At 61.5% G+C, this 18,632-nt stretch carries 18 protein-coding genes and 1 other RNA gene; 8 read left to right on the forward strand and 11 right to left on the reverse strand.

Annotated elements, in window-relative coordinates; genetic code table 11:
• Positions 1–138 precede the first annotated feature (138 nt).
• The 3 genes from ACYU0X_RS08250 to ACYU0X_RS08260 all read right to left on the reverse strand — a co-directional run bounded on the left by ACYU0X_RS08250 (position 139) and on the right by ACYU0X_RS08260 (position 2,709).
• Positions 139–1,026 (reverse strand): esterase/lipase family protein, encoded by an 888-nt coding sequence (locus ACYU0X_RS08250; protein ID WP_461902718.1) that lies wholly within the window; start codon positions 1,024–1,026, stop codon positions 139–141.
• 178 nt (positions 1,027–1,204) lie between these two features.
• Positions 1,205–2,374: a hypothetical protein gene (locus tag ACYU0X_RS08255; protein ID WP_461902719.1), complete on the reverse strand. Its 1,170-nt coding sequence runs from the start codon at positions 2,372–2,374 to the stop codon at positions 1,205–1,207.
• A 74-nt stretch (positions 2,375–2,448) separates the two neighbouring features.
• A complete protein-coding gene (locus ACYU0X_RS08260; RefSeq protein ID WP_418909214.1) occupies positions 2,449–2,709 on the reverse strand; it encodes a GlsB/YeaQ/YmgE family stress response membrane protein in 261 nt (86 codons plus the stop codon).
• A 241-nt stretch (positions 2,710–2,950) separates the two neighbouring features.
• Between ACYU0X_RS08260 and ACYU0X_RS08265 the strand changes: the two genes are divergently transcribed.
• Positions 2,951–3,457, forward strand: a complete 507-nt coding sequence (locus ACYU0X_RS08265) for a gluconokinase (RefSeq protein WP_461902720.1) — start codon at positions 2,951–2,953, stop codon at positions 3,455–3,457.
• Positions 3,458–3,498: 41 nt separating this feature from the next.
• The gene (locus ACYU0X_RS08270; RefSeq protein WP_461902721.1) at positions 3,499–4,914 is read left to right on the forward strand and encodes a GntP family permease; all 1,416 of its coding nucleotides are present in this window, start codon (positions 3,499–3,501) and stop codon (positions 4,912–4,914) included.
• 116 nt (positions 4,915–5,030) lie between these two features.
• Here ACYU0X_RS08270 and ACYU0X_RS08275 read toward each other — a convergent pair whose 3' ends face one another.
• Positions 5,031–5,768: a FadR/GntR family transcriptional regulator gene (locus ACYU0X_RS08275; RefSeq protein WP_418909217.1), complete on the reverse strand. Its 738-nt coding sequence runs from the start codon at positions 5,766–5,768 to the stop codon at positions 5,031–5,033.
• A 199-nt stretch (positions 5,769–5,967) separates the two neighbouring features.
• On the opposite strand from ACYU0X_RS08275, the gene gndA reads away from it, so the two are divergent.
• Positions 5,968–7,407: an NADP-dependent phosphogluconate dehydrogenase gene (gene gndA, locus ACYU0X_RS08280; RefSeq protein ID WP_418909218.1), complete on the forward strand. Its 1,440-nt coding sequence runs from the start codon at positions 5,968–5,970 to the stop codon at positions 7,405–7,407.
• Between the two features lie 74 nt (positions 7,408–7,481).
• Here the strand turns inward: gndA and ACYU0X_RS08285 are convergent, their stop codons facing one another.
• The 3 genes from ACYU0X_RS08285 to ACYU0X_RS08295 are packed head-to-tail and all read right to left on the reverse strand — an operon-like array spanning position 7,482 to position 10,259.
• Entirely contained in the window at positions 7,482–7,793 is a 312-nt protein-coding gene (locus ACYU0X_RS08285) for a GNAT family N-acetyltransferase (protein ID WP_461902722.1), read from the reverse strand.
• Positions 7,774–7,995 (reverse strand): hypothetical protein, encoded by a 222-nt coding sequence (locus ACYU0X_RS08290; RefSeq protein ID WP_461902723.1) that lies wholly within the window; start codon positions 7,993–7,995, stop codon positions 7,774–7,776. Before ACYU0X_RS08290 ends, ACYU0X_RS08285 begins: the two co-directional genes overlap by 20 nt.
• Positions 7,995–10,259 (reverse strand): ATP-binding cassette domain-containing protein, encoded by a 2,265-nt coding sequence (locus ACYU0X_RS08295; RefSeq protein ID WP_461902724.1) that lies wholly within the window; start codon positions 10,257–10,259, stop codon positions 7,995–7,997. Before ACYU0X_RS08295 ends, ACYU0X_RS08290 begins: the two co-directional genes overlap by 1 nt.
• Positions 10,260–10,455: 196 nt before the next feature.
• Here ACYU0X_RS08295 and ACYU0X_RS08300 point away from each other — a divergent pair, with 196 nt between their 5' ends.
• Positions 10,456–11,739, forward strand: a complete 1,284-nt coding sequence (locus ACYU0X_RS08300; RefSeq protein WP_461902725.1) for a dicarboxylate/amino acid:cation symporter — start codon at positions 10,456–10,458, stop codon at positions 11,737–11,739.
• Positions 11,740–11,835: 96 nt separating this feature from the next.
• Here the strand turns inward: ACYU0X_RS08300 and epsC are convergent, their stop codons facing one another.
• The 3 genes from epsC to msrA all read right to left on the reverse strand — a co-directional run bounded on the left by epsC (position 11,836) and on the right by msrA (position 14,125).
• Positions 11,836–12,420: a serine O-acetyltransferase EpsC gene (gene epsC, locus ACYU0X_RS08305; RefSeq protein WP_418909222.1), complete on the reverse strand. Its 585-nt coding sequence runs from the start codon at positions 12,418–12,420 to the stop codon at positions 11,836–11,838.
• 122 nt (positions 12,421–12,542) lie between these two features.
• The gene (gene cysK / locus ACYU0X_RS08310) at positions 12,543–13,478 is read right to left on the reverse strand and encodes a cysteine synthase A (RefSeq protein ID WP_418909223.1); all 936 of its coding nucleotides are present in this window, start codon (positions 13,476–13,478) and stop codon (positions 12,543–12,545) included.
• A gap of 122 nt (positions 13,479–13,600) precedes the next feature.
• On the reverse strand, positions 13,601–14,125 hold the full coding sequence (msrA, locus tag ACYU0X_RS08315; protein WP_461902792.1) for a peptide-methionine (S)-S-oxide reductase MsrA: 525 nt from the start codon (positions 14,123–14,125) through the stop codon (positions 13,601–13,603).
• A gap of 130 nt (positions 14,126–14,255) precedes the next feature.
• Between msrA and ACYU0X_RS08320 the strand changes: the two genes are divergently transcribed.
• Entirely contained in the window at positions 14,256–15,239 is a 984-nt protein-coding gene (locus ACYU0X_RS08320) for a Nif3-like dinuclear metal center hexameric protein (RefSeq protein ID WP_461902726.1), read from the forward strand.
• 2 nt (positions 15,240–15,241) lie between these two features.
• Entirely contained in the window at positions 15,242–15,628 is a 387-nt protein-coding gene (locus tag ACYU0X_RS08325) for a VOC family protein (RefSeq protein WP_461902793.1), read from the forward strand.
• Positions 15,629–15,646: 18 nt separating this feature from the next.
• Here the strand turns inward: ACYU0X_RS08325 and ACYU0X_RS08330 are convergent, their stop codons facing one another.
• Complete coding sequence (locus tag ACYU0X_RS08330) at positions 15,647–16,426, reverse strand: YaaA family protein (protein ID WP_461902727.1); 780 nt, start codon at positions 16,424–16,426, stop codon at positions 15,647–15,649.
• Positions 16,427–16,515: 89 nt separating this feature from the next.
• Between ACYU0X_RS08330 and rnpB the strand changes: the two genes are divergently transcribed.
• Both rnpB and ACYU0X_RS08340 read left to right on the forward strand, forming a co-directional pair.
• Positions 16,516–16,870, forward strand: an RNA gene (gene rnpB / locus ACYU0X_RS08335) — RNase P RNA component class A.
• A 202-nt stretch (positions 16,871–17,072) separates the two neighbouring features.
• A complete protein-coding gene (locus ACYU0X_RS08340) occupies positions 17,073–18,527 on the forward strand; it encodes a glyceraldehyde-3-phosphate dehydrogenase (RefSeq protein ID WP_461902728.1) in 1,455 nt (484 codons plus the stop codon).
• Positions 18,528–18,632 lie beyond the last annotated feature (105 nt).

Raw genomic sequence — 18,632 nt, forward strand, 5'->3', positions numbered from 1 at the left:
GGTGGGACATTTTTTATGCTGGAAAGCGAGCAGCAATCGACCGAGGTCAACTCCTAACAGTGCGGCCTTCGCACGCCGCTAGGGTCATGGCGTGCTGGTGCCGACAGCTGGCAGACGTTACTGGATCTTTGGCGGCTATTACGGCAGTAATCCGCAATTGGGCTGGAAGCCAGGATCGGCGGGTGCATTTTGCTGCGCCAGCGCGTGGGAGACGAGCCGGTGGACTACGGGGTCGTTTGGCGTTTGATCGTGTTCGAAGAAATCCAGTGGGCACAGATCTTGCAGGACCAGGTTCGTGACCTGTCGTTCATGCCCCGCCAAGAACTGCGAGCGGTATGGGGTGACCACCTCGTCGTATTTGGTCGTGATGACCGTGTATACCGGGCCTGGTACGGTGTCGCCGATCGAATTAAGTTCCTGCATAAACTCGCTGCCGGCTTTTTGGTCGGCGCAGGCATCGCAGATCACCGAGGCGGTATCGACAAGAAGAGCTCCCTCTGCGCTGGGCATGAGTACGCCCCGCGTTCCGTGATTTGACGGTGCGATCCCGATGAGCTGGTTGACATATTTGGCTCCTCCCAGGAAACCGAGATACCACCGCGGCATCATCCCGCCCTGACTGTGTCCCACGAGGTCTACCTTTCGAGCTCCGGTAGCCTGACGTACCCGGTCCACGAAGTCGGCCAGTTCCTTCGCGGATTCGCGAATGGGACCGGAAGCTGGCAGGTGATTGCGCACACCGTAATTGAGCGAGTAGACACAATAGCCTTGGCTTTTGAGTACCGGCGAGAGGGTGGACCAATTCTTCAGCATGGTTTCAAAGGTTCCCGGAACCAAGATCACCGGATGTGGGTGTGCGTCGCTGGGCTTGCAGCCCCAGTCATTCGCACCGAGTGGACTGAGCTCGAAACTCTGCAATTCAGTGTTCGATGAATCTGTGCTGGCCGCGGCCGACGAGCTGGGCAGGAGCACCCCGAGGCTGAGTAGGGCGCAGGCGGCGAGGGACGCGAGGAAGCGACGAGGCATGGCGAATTCCTTGAAAGTGCGGGCGAGAACTGCAAATTACTATCTAGTAACAAAGGATGTGTGTCAAGGGTCACACTTCAATGTCGCCCGTTGTCCTCACGGATAAATCCGTTGCCGTCAGTCTCGAGGCGGATACCTAGTCCAATCGTCATGTTGTCTTCACGAACAGCGATCGTTCCTAGTGGGGAAGCAGTTGATCAAGTAACTCGTAGAACGGTTGATGCCCGAAGTAGGCGCCGTGATTTCGTGGAAAGGGCGCCTCGGTATCTACCGGATAGTCTCTCGATGTAGGGCCAAAAAATGACGCATTCCGCGATGCCAACAGGTCGCGGGGATCGTATACATTACTCACTCGGGGAAAGCCGGCCGGTGGATGAAAGTCCGGTGTGTATGGCAATGACGGTAGAGAGTTGAGTTCGAAGAGTAGTCCAGCGGGGCTTCCGGCACTGATAAATTCCTGCACCGGGGCCAGATCGGCTGACAGTAGCAGATCTAGGCAGGCTACCGCCCCAAGCGAATGTGCCACGATGCTGGTTGGCCCCGCAGGCAATGCGTCGATGTGGTCCTTGATCAGTTTCCTGATGGCAGCACCCCTGCTGAGATACATTGTGAGATCGCCAAAATAGGGGGCGGCAAAGCGGGTGAGTTCGGCGCGATAGCGGGCAATCCAATCCGTGGCCAATTGCAGTAGCCAGTCGGTCAGCGACAGCGCCGTGGGAACTTGGCGGTGGTCGGTGGTGATCGCATGCGCGATGGCTTCTTCAAGTTCCCGGCGGTGGACGCCATCCACCGCCGTCAGCCCGCCAAGGGTGGTGTCATTGGCTTTTATGATTGCTGCCGTGAGCGCCCGAGCAAGGGCCCCGGTGTGTGGTGTCGGCGTGTGTGCAGCCGCGAAGTACGCGTCGTAGGAGCGCGCTACAGTCATCGCCGCACTGAACGAAGCCTCGAGGTGCAACTTCTTCAGGCATGCGTGAACCTCCGCCGACTGCTCTAGTCGTACGGCTATTTCGCCGATCTCGACCGTCTCGGAGGCAGCGGACCCGGGGTCAACGGGGGAGTAGCGGGCCTTGAGCTCGGCCAAAGGATCGATATCGAGCATGCTCCAGACGCGGAGCATTCCGTCATCCTGGGTGTCCGGCATCTCAAGGTGGGCTGCAATCGATCCACGAAATTCCGGAATGCTTTCTCCGCCGCCGAGCAGGCGTGCGCCTAGTTCGTCGCTCCACGCAATGGTGGTGATCCGTGCCTTCGGACGCAGCCGCAAGATCTGCTCGCCGGCTTGTCGCTCGAAATTTTCGCGGAGGGAGCCCCTCACGCCAGCGCCGGGGACAAGAACGACGTTGCTCATGGCTGATCCAATTTCATAGGAAAACGGGTCGGGTCGACGTTGATGACGTCGACCCGACCCTTAGGGCTGTTTGGCTAGGCTCGCTTGCGGGTAAGAAGTCCCCAGATCACCAAAACGAGGAGGGAACCACCGATGGCAAGTAGCCAGGTCTTGATATCCCAGAATTCTCCGAGGCCCACGTCGAAAATTATCGAGCCGAGCCATCCGCCGACGAGGGCGCCAACCACGCCGAGGATCAACGTCGCGAACCATCCGCCGCCTTCTGGTCCGGGCTTGATCGCCTTGGCGATGGCGCCGGCAATTAGACCCAAAACAATCCAACCTATGAAACCCATGGTTCACCTCTCAGTTCGCATTGAGTAGTGCCTTCATACGAAGACCTAAGGCTGAGACTACGACAGAGCGCCGACCGGGGCTAGCCACTCTGAGAACTTCCCGGGAGTTCACAGGTTCGTTTGAGTGATAAGTGACTATTGACACGAAGGGGTGGGGGTCCTAGGCTGAATAAATCTTACTTATACGCATGGTTCGTTTCTAAAGTAAGACAAAAGAGTGCACGACGAAGTGGGGAGCATGATGAGCGATGTCACGCCGATGGTAGTGATGGGCGTATCCGGGAGCGGTAAATCGACCGTGGGCGCAATGATTGCGCAGCGCCTAGGAATTGAGTTCATTGACGGCGACAGCCTTCATCCGGAATCAAACCGCGCCAAAATGGCCGCCGGTCAACCATTGGATGACGCCGATCGCCGACCGTGGCTAGAGATCATCGGTCGTACCCTCGCCGAAAGCCAGCAAGCCGGTGCCCCCGTGGTCATTGCCTGCTCTGCGCTCAAGCGAAGCTACCGCGATCTCATCCGTAGTTTCGAACCCGCCACTCGCTTCGTACACCTTGCCGGTACGCCAGAAACCCTGAGCGAGCGGCTCGCGGCGCGTAATCACGAATTCATGCCCGCCTCGTTGTTGACCAGCCAACTCTCCACCTTGGAAGAGCCCGGCGCTGAAGAGTCGGCAATTCTGGCCGATATTTCGGCCAGCCCCGAAGACATCGTCACGTACGTCATCGATACGCTTTCCGCCTAGCTGCACGCAGCCCTCGATATATTCACTGATCAAGGACGACCATGAACACAGATATCGTCATGAACTGGACGCTGGGCACCCCAGCGCTCCTGGGCCTAGCAGTGGCCGCCGTAGCGGTCTTGCTTCTGCTCATCATTCGCTTTCGAGTCCACGCTTTCCTAGCGCTGATTCTGGTCAGCTTGCTGACCGCCATCGCCTCCGGCATTCCAGCCGAATCGATTATCACCACACTCACGAGCGGGTTTGGAAGTACCCTCGCTAGTGTCGCACTGCTGGTAGGTCTCGGTGCCATGCTGGGCCGCATGCTGGAAACCAGTGGGGGAGCCGAAGTGCTCACCAAGTGGCTGATCGACAAGTTCGGGGAGACGCGAGCCCCCTTGGCTCTGTCCGTAGCATCGCTGCTCTTCGGTTTCCCGATCTTCTTCGATGCCGGCCTGGTCGTGATGCTCCCGATCATCTTTACCGTCGCTCGTCGACTCGGCGGCTCCCTGCTGCTCTATGCGATCCCAGCCGCCACGGCGTTCTCGGTTATGCACATTTTCGTCCCGCCACACCCGGGTCCGGTGGCCGCCTCCGGCCTGCTGGGAGCCAACGTGGGACTGGTTTTGGTCCTCGGCCTCATCGTGGCGCTGCCAACCTGGTACGTCGCTGGTCACCTGTGGGGTAAGTACGTAGGTAAGAAGTTCAACGTCGCCGTCCCGGACATTCTGGCCGGTAGCTCATCCACCGATGTCTCCCGCAAGGAATTTGCTTCCTCCCCGAGCGTTGGCACCGTCTTTAGCTTGCTGCTGTTGCCACTGGTGCTGATCTTCATCAACACCGGGCTGAACATGCTCGGCGCCGCTGGTGCCGTTGACCCGGAGGCCACGTGGGTGCGCTGGTTGCGTCTGCTCGGCGAAACTCCGGTGGCCCTGCTGCTGACCGTCCTGCTTTCGATGTATCTGCTGGGTGCCCGTAAGAACAAGGACAAGAAGCTCATCGAGACTATCGTCGATTCGGCGCTGGGCCCGGTGTGCTCGATCATCCTAATCACCGGTGCCGGTGGCATGTTCGGTGGCGTGCTGCGCGCCAGCGGTATCGGCGGCGCCGTGGCCACCTCGCTGGAGAGCATTGGACTTCCGCTGGTCGTAGCCGGCTTCTTGATTGCCGCAATCGTTCGTCTGGCTCAGGGCTCGGCCACCGTCGCACTGACCACCGCCGCTGCCATTGTGCAACCGGCCGTCATGGCCGATGCTTCGCTGAGTGCTTTCCAGATCGCGCTGATGGTGCTCGCCCTGGCGGCAGGTTCCGTCTTCGCCGGACACGTCAATGACTCCGGCTTCTGGCTGGTCTCCCGGTTCTTCCAAATGGACGTGCCAACCACGTTGCGCGTCTGGACCGTTGGACAGGGTCTGGTCGGTTTGGTGGGCTTCGCCTGCGTCATGGTGCTCTACGCCATCGCTACGATGATGGCCTAGCGGCAACGACGCCGCCCATCACGGCGGATACTACAAACGCGGCGGGTGCCCGATCTCCCAAAGAAGGGATCGGGCACCCGCCGCGTTGTTGTGTCGTCTAGTAGATCCGAGATCGGTTACTTGCGTTGCGGGCGAGTCGGATCGTGGAAAAGCCGCGGGGCATCTTGCCAGATACCTGAGATTTCGTTCTGGGTGCGACGCATGATGCTGTCCATATTCTTTCGCGCCCCGACCGAATCTGCGGTGGAAATTGCGTCGGCCACGGCCTGGTGCCATGCCAGGGCCTCTTCGTGGGGGCGATCTGGCATCAGCCCCAACTCGGTACGACCTCGCAGGATCGCCCCGATCGGGGTGGCAAGGGTTGCGAACATTTCGTTGCCCGAGGCGGCCAGCACGATCGCGTGGAAGCGGATATCGAGCTCTAAGAACCGGACCAGATCTCCCTGACGGCCGTAGTGGCTCATCTGGGCCGAGACCATGAGCAGTTCCTTGCGCATCGCCTCCGGCGCATGCACCGCAGCCAGCTCGGCCGCCATCGGTTCGACGCAACTTCGTAGCTCGGTTAGCGAACGTAATTGCGCACCTTGCTGGTCGCTAGCTAATCGCCAGCGGATAACCTGCGTATCGAAAGGGTTCCAATGTTCTGGAGCCAAAACGCGAATGCCCACGCGCTTGGTGCTGGTAACCAACCCGGCCTGCGCCAGGACACGAATCGCTTCGCGGATCACCGAGCGGGAGACCTCGAGCCGATCTTCCAGATCGGCGGCCAACAGAATGGACCCTTGAGGGATCACCCCGCTGACAATGCGGGAGCCTAAATGCTCCACTACTTGGTTATGCAAACTCGTAGGCATACCTGAATCTTAGTAACTGGGCCGTCAATTACCGGAACCGCACCGGGGAATGCACGAAATAAACCAGTTTTATTTGCCAGAGACCCGGACAAGGCGTGCCGCGAACGGTAGACTGGGATTCGTCACGATGCCGTGCGGGCACGGTCGATGGTGCCCGATGCGCGGCACAACTCCCCGTATTTGATGGAGACTTATTTTTATGCCTGCACAGATTGGCGTTACAGGTCTGGCCGTGATGGGTGCTAACCTCGCCCGCAACTTCGCTCGTAACGGCTACACCGTTGCTTTGCACAACCGCTCGGTAGCTAAAACCGATGCGTTGCTCGAGGCCCACGGGTCGGAGGGCGACTTCATTCGCACCGAGTCCCTTGAGGAACTGGTCGCCAATCTGGAAACCCCGCGGCGGGTGCTGATCATGGTCAAGGCCGGTGCTCCGGTGGATTCCGTGATCGAATCGCTTGTGCCGCTGCTGGACGAAGGCGACATTGTCATCGACGCCGGTAACTCGCACTACACCGACACGCGTCGTCGTGAAGCTGCACTGGCCGAAAAGGGCCTGCACTTCGTGGGTGTCGGCGTCTCCGGTGGCGAGGAAGGCGCACTGCTGGGCCCATCGATCATGCCCGGCGGTTCGGCACAGTCGTACCAGGCCCTGGGCCCGATGCTGGAGAAGATCTCCGCCAAGGCCGATGACGGAACCCCATGCTGCGCGTGGATCTCGACCGATGGTGCCGGCCACTTCGTGAAGATGGTGCACAACGGCATCGAATACGCCGATATGCAGGTTATCGGCGAGGCTTATGATCTGCTGCGCAATGCGGCGGGCATCGAGCCGGCCGAACAGGCCAAGATCTTCACCGAATGGAACGCCACCGAGCTCTCCAGCTTCCTCATCGAGATCACCGCCGAGGTGCTCGGCCACGTCGACGCTTCCACCGGCAAGCCACTGATCGACGTCATCGAGGACTCCGCAGGGCAGAAGGGCACCGGACGCTGGACCGTGCAGTCCGGCCTGGACCTGGGTTCACCGGTCTCGGCCATCGCCGAGTCGGTCTTTGCCCGTTCGCTGTCGTCCCAGCGCTCCATCCGCGCCGTGGGCCAGCAGGTGCTGGAGGCGAACACCAGCGAGGTGACGCTTCCGGAGAACTTCGTCGAGGACGTGCGCCAGGCGCTCTTCGCATCCAAGCTCGTTTCCTACGCGCAGGGTCTGGACATGCTCACCTCGGCTGCAGGCGAATACGGCTGGGAACTGAAGCTGGACGAAATCGCCGGCCTGTGGCGCGAAGGCTGCATCATCCGTGCCGCCCTGCTCAAGGACATCACCGCCGCGTACTCCGGTGCCGAGAAGCCGGAGAACCTGCTCTTCGCCCCAGCTTTCGCCGAGGCCATTGCCAAGGCCGTACCGGCATGGCGCCGCGTGGTGGCCATCGCCGCACAGGCTGGCATCCCGGCTCCGGTCTTCTCCTCGTCGCTGGCCTACTACGACGGCTTGCGTCGCGACCGCCTGCCGGCCGCGCTGACTCAGGGACTGCGCGACTTCTTCGGTGCACACACCTACCGCCGCAACGATAAGGAAGGCACCTTCCACACGCTGTGGAGCGCCGACCGCTCCGAGGTCGAAGCGGTGGACACCCACTAGTTCGAATTAACGCGAAGGCCCGAAATGCTTCATGCATTTCGGGCCTTTGCGCTTCCTACCGCATCTTGGGCCGGCTAAAGCCGAAGCATGCGTGCGTCGGTGATCGCCGGCGCCGCAGGGTCTCGCTCGGTTAGCCCATCGAAGCTGAAGCCGTTGCGCTGATAGAACGCGATGGCCCGCGGATTTTCCTGGGCCACCCAGAGCATCGTGGGTTCGTGTCCCAGGACCGCGTCGAGCAGCCGCTGGCCGACGCCCGTGCCGTGGTGCTCGCGCAGTACGTAGAGCATGTGCAGGTTCAGCTTGGCCCCGGTGGCCCGATCCGACTCGGAGCGGACCGGTCCGGCGAGCGCCACCCCGACGGCTTGTTCATCGAGCACCGCGAGCATGGGGGCGCAGCTCCATTTCCGGGCGCTCGTGCAGGTCGGCGGTGATGCGTTCCCATTGACGCACCCGCGAAGCATGGTGCTCGTCCGTGAAGAACCCCTCGGGCAATAGCTCGGCATAGGTTTGCTTCCAGCACTTGACCAGCAGGGAGGCAATCTGCGGTACGTCATCGGCCACCGGGACGCGTAGGAGATAACTACTCATCAGGCACCTGCAACGTACTCGGCCAGGTGGATGCCGGTCAGGGTTTTGCCAGCGGCTAGATCGCGTGGGGTACCTTCGAAGACGATGGTGCCGCCCTCATGTCCGGCGCCCGGACCCAGATCGATCACCCAGTCGGCGTGAGCCACGACGGCGAGATGGTGTTCGATGACGATCAGCGTTTTGCCCTCGCCGACCATTTCGTCCAGCAGCTTCAATAGGCGGTCCACGTCGGCCATGTGCAGACCCGTAGTCGGTTCGTCCAGTACATAGGTGTCGGCCCCCTGACCCAAATTGATGGCGAGCTTCATGCGCTGACGTTCGCCGCCGGAAAGGGTGCTCAGCGGTTGGCCGAGTTTCAGATACCCCAGCCCTACCTGATTGAGGCGTTCGAGCATCGGTTTGGCCTTGGCGATGCCCAGCGCCTCGGCGGCCCGTTCGATGCTCAGATCCAGAACATCGGCGATATTCAGCCCCTGATACTGGTACTCGAGCACTTCATCGGTAAAGCGCCGTCCCTCGCACCGTTCGCAGCGGATGGCAACCCCGGCCATGGAGACCAGGTCGGTGTAGATGACCCCGGCTCCCTTGCATTCGGGGCAGGCTCCGTCGGAGTTGGCGCTGAACAGGGCCGGCTTGACCCCGTTAGCCTTGGCGAAGGCGGCCCGGATGGGGTCCATGATGCCGGTGTAGGTTGCCGGGTTGCTGCGTCGCGAGCCGCGGATCGGGGACTGGTCCACGACCGCCACGCCCTCCTGCTTGGCCACCGTGGAATGAATCAGCGAGGATTTGCCTGAGCCGGCGACCCCGGTGATAGCGCACAGCACGCCGCGGGGGATATCCACGTCGACGGCGCGCAAATTGTGCTCGGTGGCCCCGCGAATTTCGATCGAGTTGTGCCCGGTGCGCACCTGTTCCTTGAGGGGGACCCGCTGTGTGAAATGTTCCCCGGTGCGTGTGCCCGAGGTGAGCAGGCCCGCCACATCGCCGGAGTAGCAGATGGTGCCGCCGTGCACCCCGGCCCCCGGGCCCAGATCGATCACGTGGTCGGCGATGCGCACCACCTCGGGTTTGTGCTCGACTACCAGCACGGTATTGCCCTTATCGCGCAGCGACAGCAACAGTTGGTTCATCCGCTGAATATCATGCGGGTGCAACCCCACAGTGGGTTCATCAAACACGTAGGTGACATCGGATAGGGCGCTGCCCACATGTTTGACCATCTTCACGCGCTGAGCCTCACCGCCAGAGAGCGTGGCCGCTGGCCGATCCAGCGAAATATAGCCCAAACCGATGTGCACCATGGACTCGAGCACGAGGCTGAGCTTTTCGAGCAGGGGGAGCGCACCGGGCTCGTCGATGGTCTTCAGCGTCGCCAGCAGATCGCTGACCTGCATGGAGCACAATTCCGCGATTCCGTGCCCGTGAAGCTTTGAGGCACGGGCGGCGTCATTCAAGCGGCTGCCGGAGCAGGCCGAGCACGGGGCAGTGGTGGAGATCCGTTCCACAAAATCACGGATGTGCTTTTGTTTCACTTCCCGCTCGGAGTGAATGTAACTGGATTTGATGCGGGTCACCAACCCCGAATAGCTCATGTTGGCACCATTGAGTTTGACCTTGCCCGGTTCGGCGTAAAGGAGCCGGTCCAGCATCTGCGGATCCATTTCCCGCAAGGGCACGTCCAGGTCTACCTGGGTTCCGGCCGTCAGGGTTTGAAAGAGCCAGGCGCCCGGTGCGAAGTTCGGCGCGTTGATCGCTCCCTCGTTCAGGGTCTTGTCCCAGAACAAGAGTTCGTCAAGGTCGATGCTGGCCTCGGTGCCAAAGCCTTCGCAGACCGGGCAGGCGCCTTCGCCGAGGTTGAAGGAGTAGGCGCCGGGGCCGCCGGCACTCGGAGTTGAATAGCGAGCGAAGAGCATGCGCAGCAGCGAATAGGCATCCGTGGCGGTTCCTACCGTCGAGCGCGAATTAGCTCCCAATCGTTCCTGATCCACCACGATGGCCGCCGTGAGATTTTCCAATACTTCCACGTCGGGCCGTGGCAGCGAAGGCATGAAGGTCTGCACGAACGTGGAGTAGGTTTCGTTAATCAGCCGCTGGGATTCGGCAGCGATGGTGCCGAAGACCAAGGAGGATTTACCGGAGCCGGAGACCCCGGTAAAGGCGGTGAGGCGACGTTTGGGGATGTCGGTGTCGACCGCACGGAGATTATTTTCGCTGGCCTTGCGGATCCGAATGTACTGGTGCGTATCTGCGGCGTGTTCGCTCATGACTCTCAGCATACTTAATCGCTGCCCGATACTTAATCAGTAAGTTGGCGCCGCGCTGCGTAGCGAAATCCCGTGCTGACCCGGGCGTGGATTTCGGCTTAGGCGCGGCACTGTTTACCATTGTTGAGTCGTGCGCTGCGCCACATGTAGTTTGCGCGGTATCTGCGTTCCGCACCCTTTGACTTTAAGGATCATCATGAAGTTCCTGAAATCTATTCCGCTACTCGGGTGGATTATCGTTGCCATCATCCTTGGCATTTTGACCGGACCGATTATGCCCACCGGGCTCGGTAATTTGTTCCTGACCTACAACTCGATCTTCTCCGGCTTCCTCGGGTTCATCGTGCCACTGATTATTCTGGGACTCGTGATGCCCGCGATCGCCGAACTGGGCAAGGGCGCCGGCAAGTGGTTGGGGATTACCGCGCTTATCGCCTACGGTTCCACCGTGCTGGCCGGGTTGCTGGCCTATGCGGTCAGCCGCTGGCTATTTACCGCACCGCTGTCGGGGGCGAGCCTCGAAACCCTCAACGAGGGTTCCGAGTCCGGTTTTACTCCCTACGTCACGGTGGCTGCCAGCGCCGGAGATTCGGCAACGCAGATCGTCCTTGAACCGGTCATCGGTGTGATGAGCGCGCTGGTGCTGGCCTTCGTTATCGGTATTGGGCTGACCGCTTTCCGCAGCACCGTGCTCTTCCGTGGCGCTGTGGAGTTCCGTTCCATTATCGAATCGGTGATCCGCCGCATTATTGTCCCGGCCCTGCCGTTGTTCATTTTCGGCATCTTCATGGATCTCTCCGCCAGCGGCGCGGCCGTGGTGGTCATTACTCGCTTCCTGCTCGTGGCAGCTGTGGCCTTCGGCTTGACCCTAGTCGTGTTGTTGGCCCAGTACTCGGTGGCCGGAGGCATGACCGGACGCAACCCATTCAAGGCGCTGTGGAATATGCGCGATGCTTACTTCACCGCCCTGGGTACCTCCTCCTCGGCCGCGACCATCCCGGTCACCTTGGCTTCGGCTAAGAAGAACGGCGTGTCCGATTCGGTGGCCGGTTTCGTCGTGCCGCTGTGCGCAACCATCCACCTGTCGGGTTCGATGGTGAAGATTACCTGCTTCTCCATTGCCGTACTGTTGCTGACCGGTGGCGACGTGTCCATCGGTTCCTACCTGCCGTTCATCCTCATGCTGGGCATCATGATGATCGCCGCTCCGGGCGTCCCCGGTGGCGCAATTGCCGCCGCGGCCGGTCTGCTCGCGCAGATGCTGGGCTTCGGGGAGGCCGAGGTTGGCCTGATGTTCGCCGCCTACATCGCCCTCGATAGCTTCGGTACCGCCACGAACGTCACCGGTGACGGTGCCATCGCGATGATCATGAACAAGCTAACCCGTGGTCACCTAGGCACCCAGGTGCAGGACCCGGAAGATGAAGAAATCCAGAGCGCAAGCGGCACCACGTCCGAGCCGCACACGCTGGGCGATTAATTCACAGGGCTCGAACGCCCGCCGAAAATAGTTGAGGTCGATGCCGCATCAGCGACATCGACCTCAACTATTTAATGGGTTTCAACTAAACGGTGGCTAGATCCACATCGCCGGGTCAATGTACTCGGCTGGATCCACCGCTGGCTTGCGCTCTTCGGGGGTACGAGGCCGATTCTGCGCCGGAATACCCGTAATGATCGAACCCTCCGGTGCGTCCTTGACCACCACGGCGTTCGCGCCCACGGCGGAGTCGGCGCCGATCACGATGGGGCCGAGGACCTTGGCGCCGGCCCCGATGACCACCCGGTCACCGATGGTGGGGTGGCGCTTGACCTTCGCCAGCGAACGACCGCCGAGCGTCACGCCGTGATACAGCATCACGTCGTCGCCAACTTCCGCGGTTTCGCCAATGACGATGCCCATGCCGTGATCGATGAAGAAGCGTCGCCCGATGGTGGCGCCGGGGTGGATCTCGATGCCGGTAATGGCCCGGTTGGCCTGGGAGAGCAGGCGGGCTGGCCAGCGTAGCGCCGGGTTCTGCCACATGCGGTGGGCCAGACGGTGTAGCCAAATGGCGTGCAGGCCCGAATAGACGAAGAAGTTCTCCACGTCGCTGCGGGCGGCCGGGTCGTGCGAACGGGCGGTGGCCAGGTCTTCGCGCAGTCGGGAGAGGAAGCTCATGGTTCTACCTTAGTGTTTTGGGTGCAGTGGGCAGGTGACCAGCGTAAACGCGTCAATGGGTGGTTGGATCCTATTAGGTCCAACCACCCATGGCGCGTATTTATTCTCCGCCGGTGAACTCTTTAGCCGCGAATGTCGTCAAAGAGCAGGGTGGAGATGTAGCGTTCGCCGAAGTCCGGGATCACGGTAACGATGCGCTTGCCGGCGTTTTCCTCGCGAGCTGCGACCTGCAAGGCACCCCAGACCGCTGCACCACCGGAGAGACCGCCGAGGATGCCTTCCTGCACTCCCAGGGCGCGGGCGGTGGCCACGGAGTCGTCGATCGAGGCGTCGAGCACCTCGTCGTACAGTTCGGTGTCCAGCACCTCGGGAATAAAGTTGGCGCCCAGACCCTGGATCTTGTGCGGACCTGGCTTACCACCGTTGAGGATCGGGGAGTCCTTCGGCTCGACGGCCACGATCTTCAGGTTCGGGTTCTTTTCCTTCAAGAAACGACCTGCGCCGGTGATGGTGCCACCGGTACCGATGCCTGCGACCAGGATGTCGATCTGGCCCTCGGTGTCGTCCCAGATCTCCGGACCGGTCGTCGATGCGTGGATCTCCGGGTTTGCCTCGTTGGCGAACTGCTGTGCCCAGATAGCGTTCTCGGTGGTAGCCACGATCTCCTTGGCCTTCTCCACCGCGCCGCGCATGCCATCGGCACCCGGGGTCAGCACAATCTCGGCACCGAAGGCACGCAGCATGACGCGACGCTCGGTCGACATGGTCTCGGGCATGGTCAAGATGACACGGTAGCCGCGGGCGGCACCGACCATGGCCAGTGCGATACCGGTGTTGCCGCTCGTGCCTTCCACAATGGTGCCACCGGGCTTGAGTGCGCCGGCCTGTTCGGCGGCGTCGACGATAGCCACACCGATGCGGTCCTTGACCGAGTTGGCCGGGTTGTAGAACTCGAGCTTGACGGCGATCTCGCCTGGCAGGCCCTCACCGATACGGTTGAGCTTCACCAGCGGGGTGCGGCCGATGATTTCGGTGACGTTGTTGTAGATCTTGCCCATGAATATGCAGTCCTTACGTACAAATAGCCGTCAGTGCGGCATGGGTTGGGTCGCGGGTCCGGGTTGGTCCGGCATTCGACCAGGTGCTTCGCTCTTAACCTTAGTAGGCTGCGCAAGCCACCCTAGTCGTTGAGCCATTGAGCGTAATATTTCCTGACCTTTACCAGCTTCGGGTCGATGATGACGCGGCAGTAACCCGCATTCTGGTTGTTTGTGTAGTAGTCCTGGTGAACTGTTTCGGCCAGATGAAACCTCGTGTCATCTTCGATTGACGTCACGATGCGGTTTGGGTAGATTGCGCCAAACTTTTCGATGCTCTGGTCAAACAAGTGGCGCTGAGCCTCATCGAGCGGGAACATGGCCGAGCGATACTGCGTGCCCACGTCGTAGCCTTGTCGATTGAGCGTGGTTGGATCGTGCGTCGTGAAGAACATGTCCAGAATGACCTCGGCCGGTACCACCGACGCGTCGAACCGTACCGCCACCGCCTCGGCGTGGCCGGTACGCCCGGTACACACTTGGTAATAGTCCGGGTCTGGGGTGTGCCCGCCAATATAGCCCGAGAGCACCTCGTGCACTCCGCGGGTCCGTTGATACACCGCGTCGAGGCACCAAAAGCAGCCACCGGCCAGAATAAACGTGGTCAGGGCCGTCCCATCGGCGGTCGTCGTTTCGGGGCTGAAGGTCAGTGGTTCGGAGGTTTTGTGTCGCACATTGTGCATAACGTTGCGGCGTTGCAAAGTGTTCCATCGAGCCAGCATGCGTAGTCTTAGCACTATGCAGAGCAAGACCAACGGGCCCGTTCCGCCCGAGCAGAATTCGGCGAAGAAGGCTGCGACGCCCGCCGCCGAGAAGGCCACACCCGCGGACGCGGAACCCACACCGCCGACCGAGCAGGCTCCGGTGCACGGTGAAGCGGCAACTCCCGCCGTCCCGACCCTGGGCAATGTCTTGGAAGCCGCCGAGGAACTGTGGCCGCTATCTCTCGCCGAGGCGTGGGATGCGGTTGGTCTGGTCACCGGACGCACCGGACAGCCGGTGCGCAAGGTCGTGTTCGCCGTGGACCCGACCCTCGAGGTCATTGACGATGCAATTGCGCAGGAAGCGGATCTGCTGATTACCCACCACCCGCTGTTGCTACGCGGGGTCACGCAGGTTGCCGGCACGCATTTCAAGGGTGAAGCCATTCACCGATTGATTGAATCCGGTACCGCGTTGCTGACCGCACATACCAACGCCGACAGCGCCGTGGGCGGGGTCAACGACGCCCTGGCCGACGCCTTTGGCCTGCAAGACTGTGTGCCGCTGGTGCAATCACCCAATGGCCTTCCGGAAGAAGGACTGGGGCGCGTGGGATTCCTCGAGAAGCCGATGAAGCTTGAGGCCTTCGCCGAACGGGTCTACACGGTGCTCCCGGCGGTCGCCGGCGGGGTACGCGTGGCCGGAGACCGACTAGGTGTGGTGCGTAAGGTGGCGATCTGTTCCGGCGCCGGAGACTCGCTCTTCGATGCCGTGCGTTCGCATGCGGCGGATGTGTACGTGACCGCGGATCTGCGCCACCACCCGGCCAGCGAACTTCGTGAGCAGGCCGGTGCCGGTCACCCCTACCTGATCGATGTTTCGCATTTCGCCTCCGAATGGGTGTGGCTCTCGGCCGCCGCCAAGGCGTTGGGCAATGTGTTGCATGACGATGGTTTCGACATCGACATCCAGGTCTCTCAGGTCAATTCCGACCCGTGGGACTTCGTACTCACCCCGTAGTGATGTTGCACCACCTCGAGTTGTGGGTTGCCGAGCTCGATCTATCGATCGCCAGCCTCGGCTGGCTATTGACCCGCATGGGGTATCGGCAGTCCGCGCGCTGGAGCGACGGGATCAGCTACCAGCACGGCGACTTCTACATTGTGCTGGAGTCCGGCCCGGACCTGCAGGCCGGAGCTCATGAGCGCCGCCGCCCCGGGCTGAACCACTTGGCGTTCCGGCTGGAGTCACGGGACTTGGTGGACGCGGTCACCGCCGAGGCGCTGAGCCACGGTTTCAAGCTCATGTTCGCCGACAAGCACCCCCATGCCGGAGGCGAGCAACATTACGCAAGCTACCTCGAGGACGCCGCCGGTTTCGAGGTGGAACTAGTCGCCGCGGGTCCCTAACGAGCACCCGCGGCGCCGCTACTTCGCCGTGGTGAACTGGTGATCTTCTGGCAGCAGAATATTCAGGGCGCGGCCCTTCTTATCGTCGACGAGGCTCGCCGACCAACGCTGTGAAATCAGCTCCAGCAGCTGTTGGGGATTCTGCGGCTCATGCTCGGCCTGCAAGAGGAAGCGGGCCACCTCGCCGCGGGTATGCTTCGCGAAATGCGACACGACCTTCGGCACCCCGTTGCGGAGCTGAAAAACATTAACGGCGACGGCGTTGCCATTACCCGGCTTGTAGGCTGCCGCGTAGGTGCTCGACCGCGCATCGACAATCAACTGGTCGCCAGCCACCTCGTCGAGCACCGCGCCTAAACGCTTCTTCCACCAGGTCGCCAGCTTGCCGAGCGGTTCGAGCTTCACCGACATCGAGAGGCGATAGGGCGGAATACGATCCGCGTACCGCACCGCGCCCCACAGGGCGGAGATCACGAGCACCTGTTCATCGGCGCGACGCTGTGCGCGCGGATCGAGCGAGTTGTATCCCAGCGCCTCATAGAGAACCCCGGAATAGATTTGGTGCGCCGGTGCCGCCGGTTCGGTATGCAGGGCCACATTGCGTGCCACCTCTGCGGCCAGTGAGGCGCCGACCCCGAGCACCTCCATGGCATCGGCCGCAGCCGAAACCTCACCGAGGGCGTTGAGCGCGGCGTGTCGGTCCTCATTGAGGGCGGGAAAGGAGAGCTCCTCGAGCTCAAAGGGTGCGCCGGTGGCGTGGGCGGTTTTACCTTCGGAAGGCGGCAACAAAATAAGCACGCCCTCCAGCTTAATGCCCCGGGAGCGGGCTCGCCGTGTCCGCGTAGCTGAATGAAGCAGTGCTGGTGAGGGACTAGAATGGTAGCGAATGGGATGGTCAGGCGATCGCGTGCCGCAACAGCGGCCCGAGGAACGTCCGGGCTCCACAGAACAGGGTGGTGGGTAACGCCCACTCGGGGTGACCCGCAGGCTAGTGCCACAGAAAGTAAACCGCCAGGTTCGTCCTGGTAAGGGTGAAAGGGTGGTGTAAGAGACCACCAGTGCCCCGGGTGACCGGGGCAGCTAGGTAAACCCCACCCGGAGCAAGGTCAGACAGATTGCGTTTGAGGGCTGTTCGCCCAAGCAATCGGGTGGACCGCTAGAGGCTGTCGGCAACGGCAGTCGTAGATAGATGATCGCCACCGCACTGCGGTACAGAACCCGGCGTATCGGCCATCCCATTCAACATTCCTCACCCCACCTTGCGGGTGAGATGATTCACAGCGCCGACGCGTTCAACGGCCCCGCTACCGACTAGAATGGTAGATGTACTTTTACGGGGATAGGATCCGCAAACCCCGTACCACCGCAAAAGCAATGGTGCTTCTCACGGTGCCAACCTGCTTCCAGGATCCGGAAGCTGGCTGAAATTTGAAAGGGATTCTCTGTGACCCAGCAGTCTGTCGTAGCCCAGCAGGAATGGAGCGGGCGCGAAGAGCTCGCAGAAGCCATGGTTCCCCTGATTGGACGTCTTTACCGCCACAACAACGTGGTGACCTCCATTTACGGACGCAAGCTCATTAATCAGTCCGCCATCGACATCATCAAGGCCCACCGTGTGGTGCGCCGCATCGACGGTGAAGAGCTGCCACTGGCTTCCACCATGCCGATCCTCGAGGCCCTCGAGTCGTTGAACGTCGGCGCCCTGTCCGTGGACCTCGGACGCTTGAACAAGAAGTTCGTTGAATCCGGCAGCGCTGACCTGACCGAATTCCTGCGTAGCGAACTCGGCGAGAAGGTCGGCCAGGCCGGCGCCGCCGAGGCCAACCCGCAGGACGTCGTGCTCTACGGCTTCGGTCGTATCGGCCGCCTGCTGGCTCGCATCCTTATCGAACGTGGTGGTTACGGCCTGAACCTGCGCGCCATCGTGGTACGCAAGGGTGCCGAAAACGACCTGGTCAAGCGCGCCTCGCTGCTACGCCGCGACTCGGTGCACGGGCGCTTCGAAGGCTCGATCACCGTTGACGAGGAAAACAACACCATTCAGGCCAACGGCACGCTGATCCAGGTCATCTACTCGAATGACCCGGCTTCCGTTGACTACACCGCCTACGGCATCAACAACGCCATCGTGGTGGACAACACCGGCAAGTGGCGCGACGAGGCTGGCCTGTCCCAGCACCTCGAGGCCAAGGGTGTTTCGCGCGTGCTGTTGACTGCCCCGGGCAAGGGCGACCTGAAGAACATCGTGCACGGCATCAACGATTCCTGGATCGGCGAGGACGACAAGATCATCACCGCCGCTTCCTGCACCACCAACGCCATCACCCCGGTGCTCAAGGCACTGAACGACAAGTTCGGGGTTACCCACGGACACGTCGAAACCGTGCACTCCTTCACCAACGATCAGAACCTGATCGACAACTTCCACAAGGGTGAGCGCCGTGGCCGCTCGGCCGCGCTGAACATGGTGATCACCGAAACCGGTGCCGCCAAGGCCGTGGCCAAGGCTCTGCCGGAGTTCGCTGGCAAGCTCACCGGCAACGCCATCCGCGTTCCTACCCCGGATGTGTCCATGGCCATCCTGAACCTGAACCTGGAGAACGAGACCACCAAGGAAGAGCTCAACGCCTACCTGCGTGAAACCTCGCTGACCTCGAACCTGCACAAGCAGATCGACTTCACCGATTCGCCAGAGGTCGTTTCCACCGACTTCGTGGGTTCGCGTCGTGCCGGCATCGTCGATGGTCTGGCGACCATCGTTTCCGGCAAGAATGCCGTGGTTTACGTGTGGTACGACAACGAGTTCGGCTACTCCTGCCAGGTGGTTCGCGTGATTGAGACCATGGCCGGTACCCACCCGGTCGCGGTCCCTGCGCTACAGCAGGCCGCCGCGGTCTAAGCAGACCAACCGCTCGATGGCCGGCCGCACCAACTTTGGTGCGGCCGGCCATCGGCCGTTAACGGGGGAGTCCGAGCCAGCGACGGCCGCGGTACGGGCACGGGC

The sequence above is a fragment of the Glutamicibacter sp. X7 genome (genome assembly GCF_054889245.1).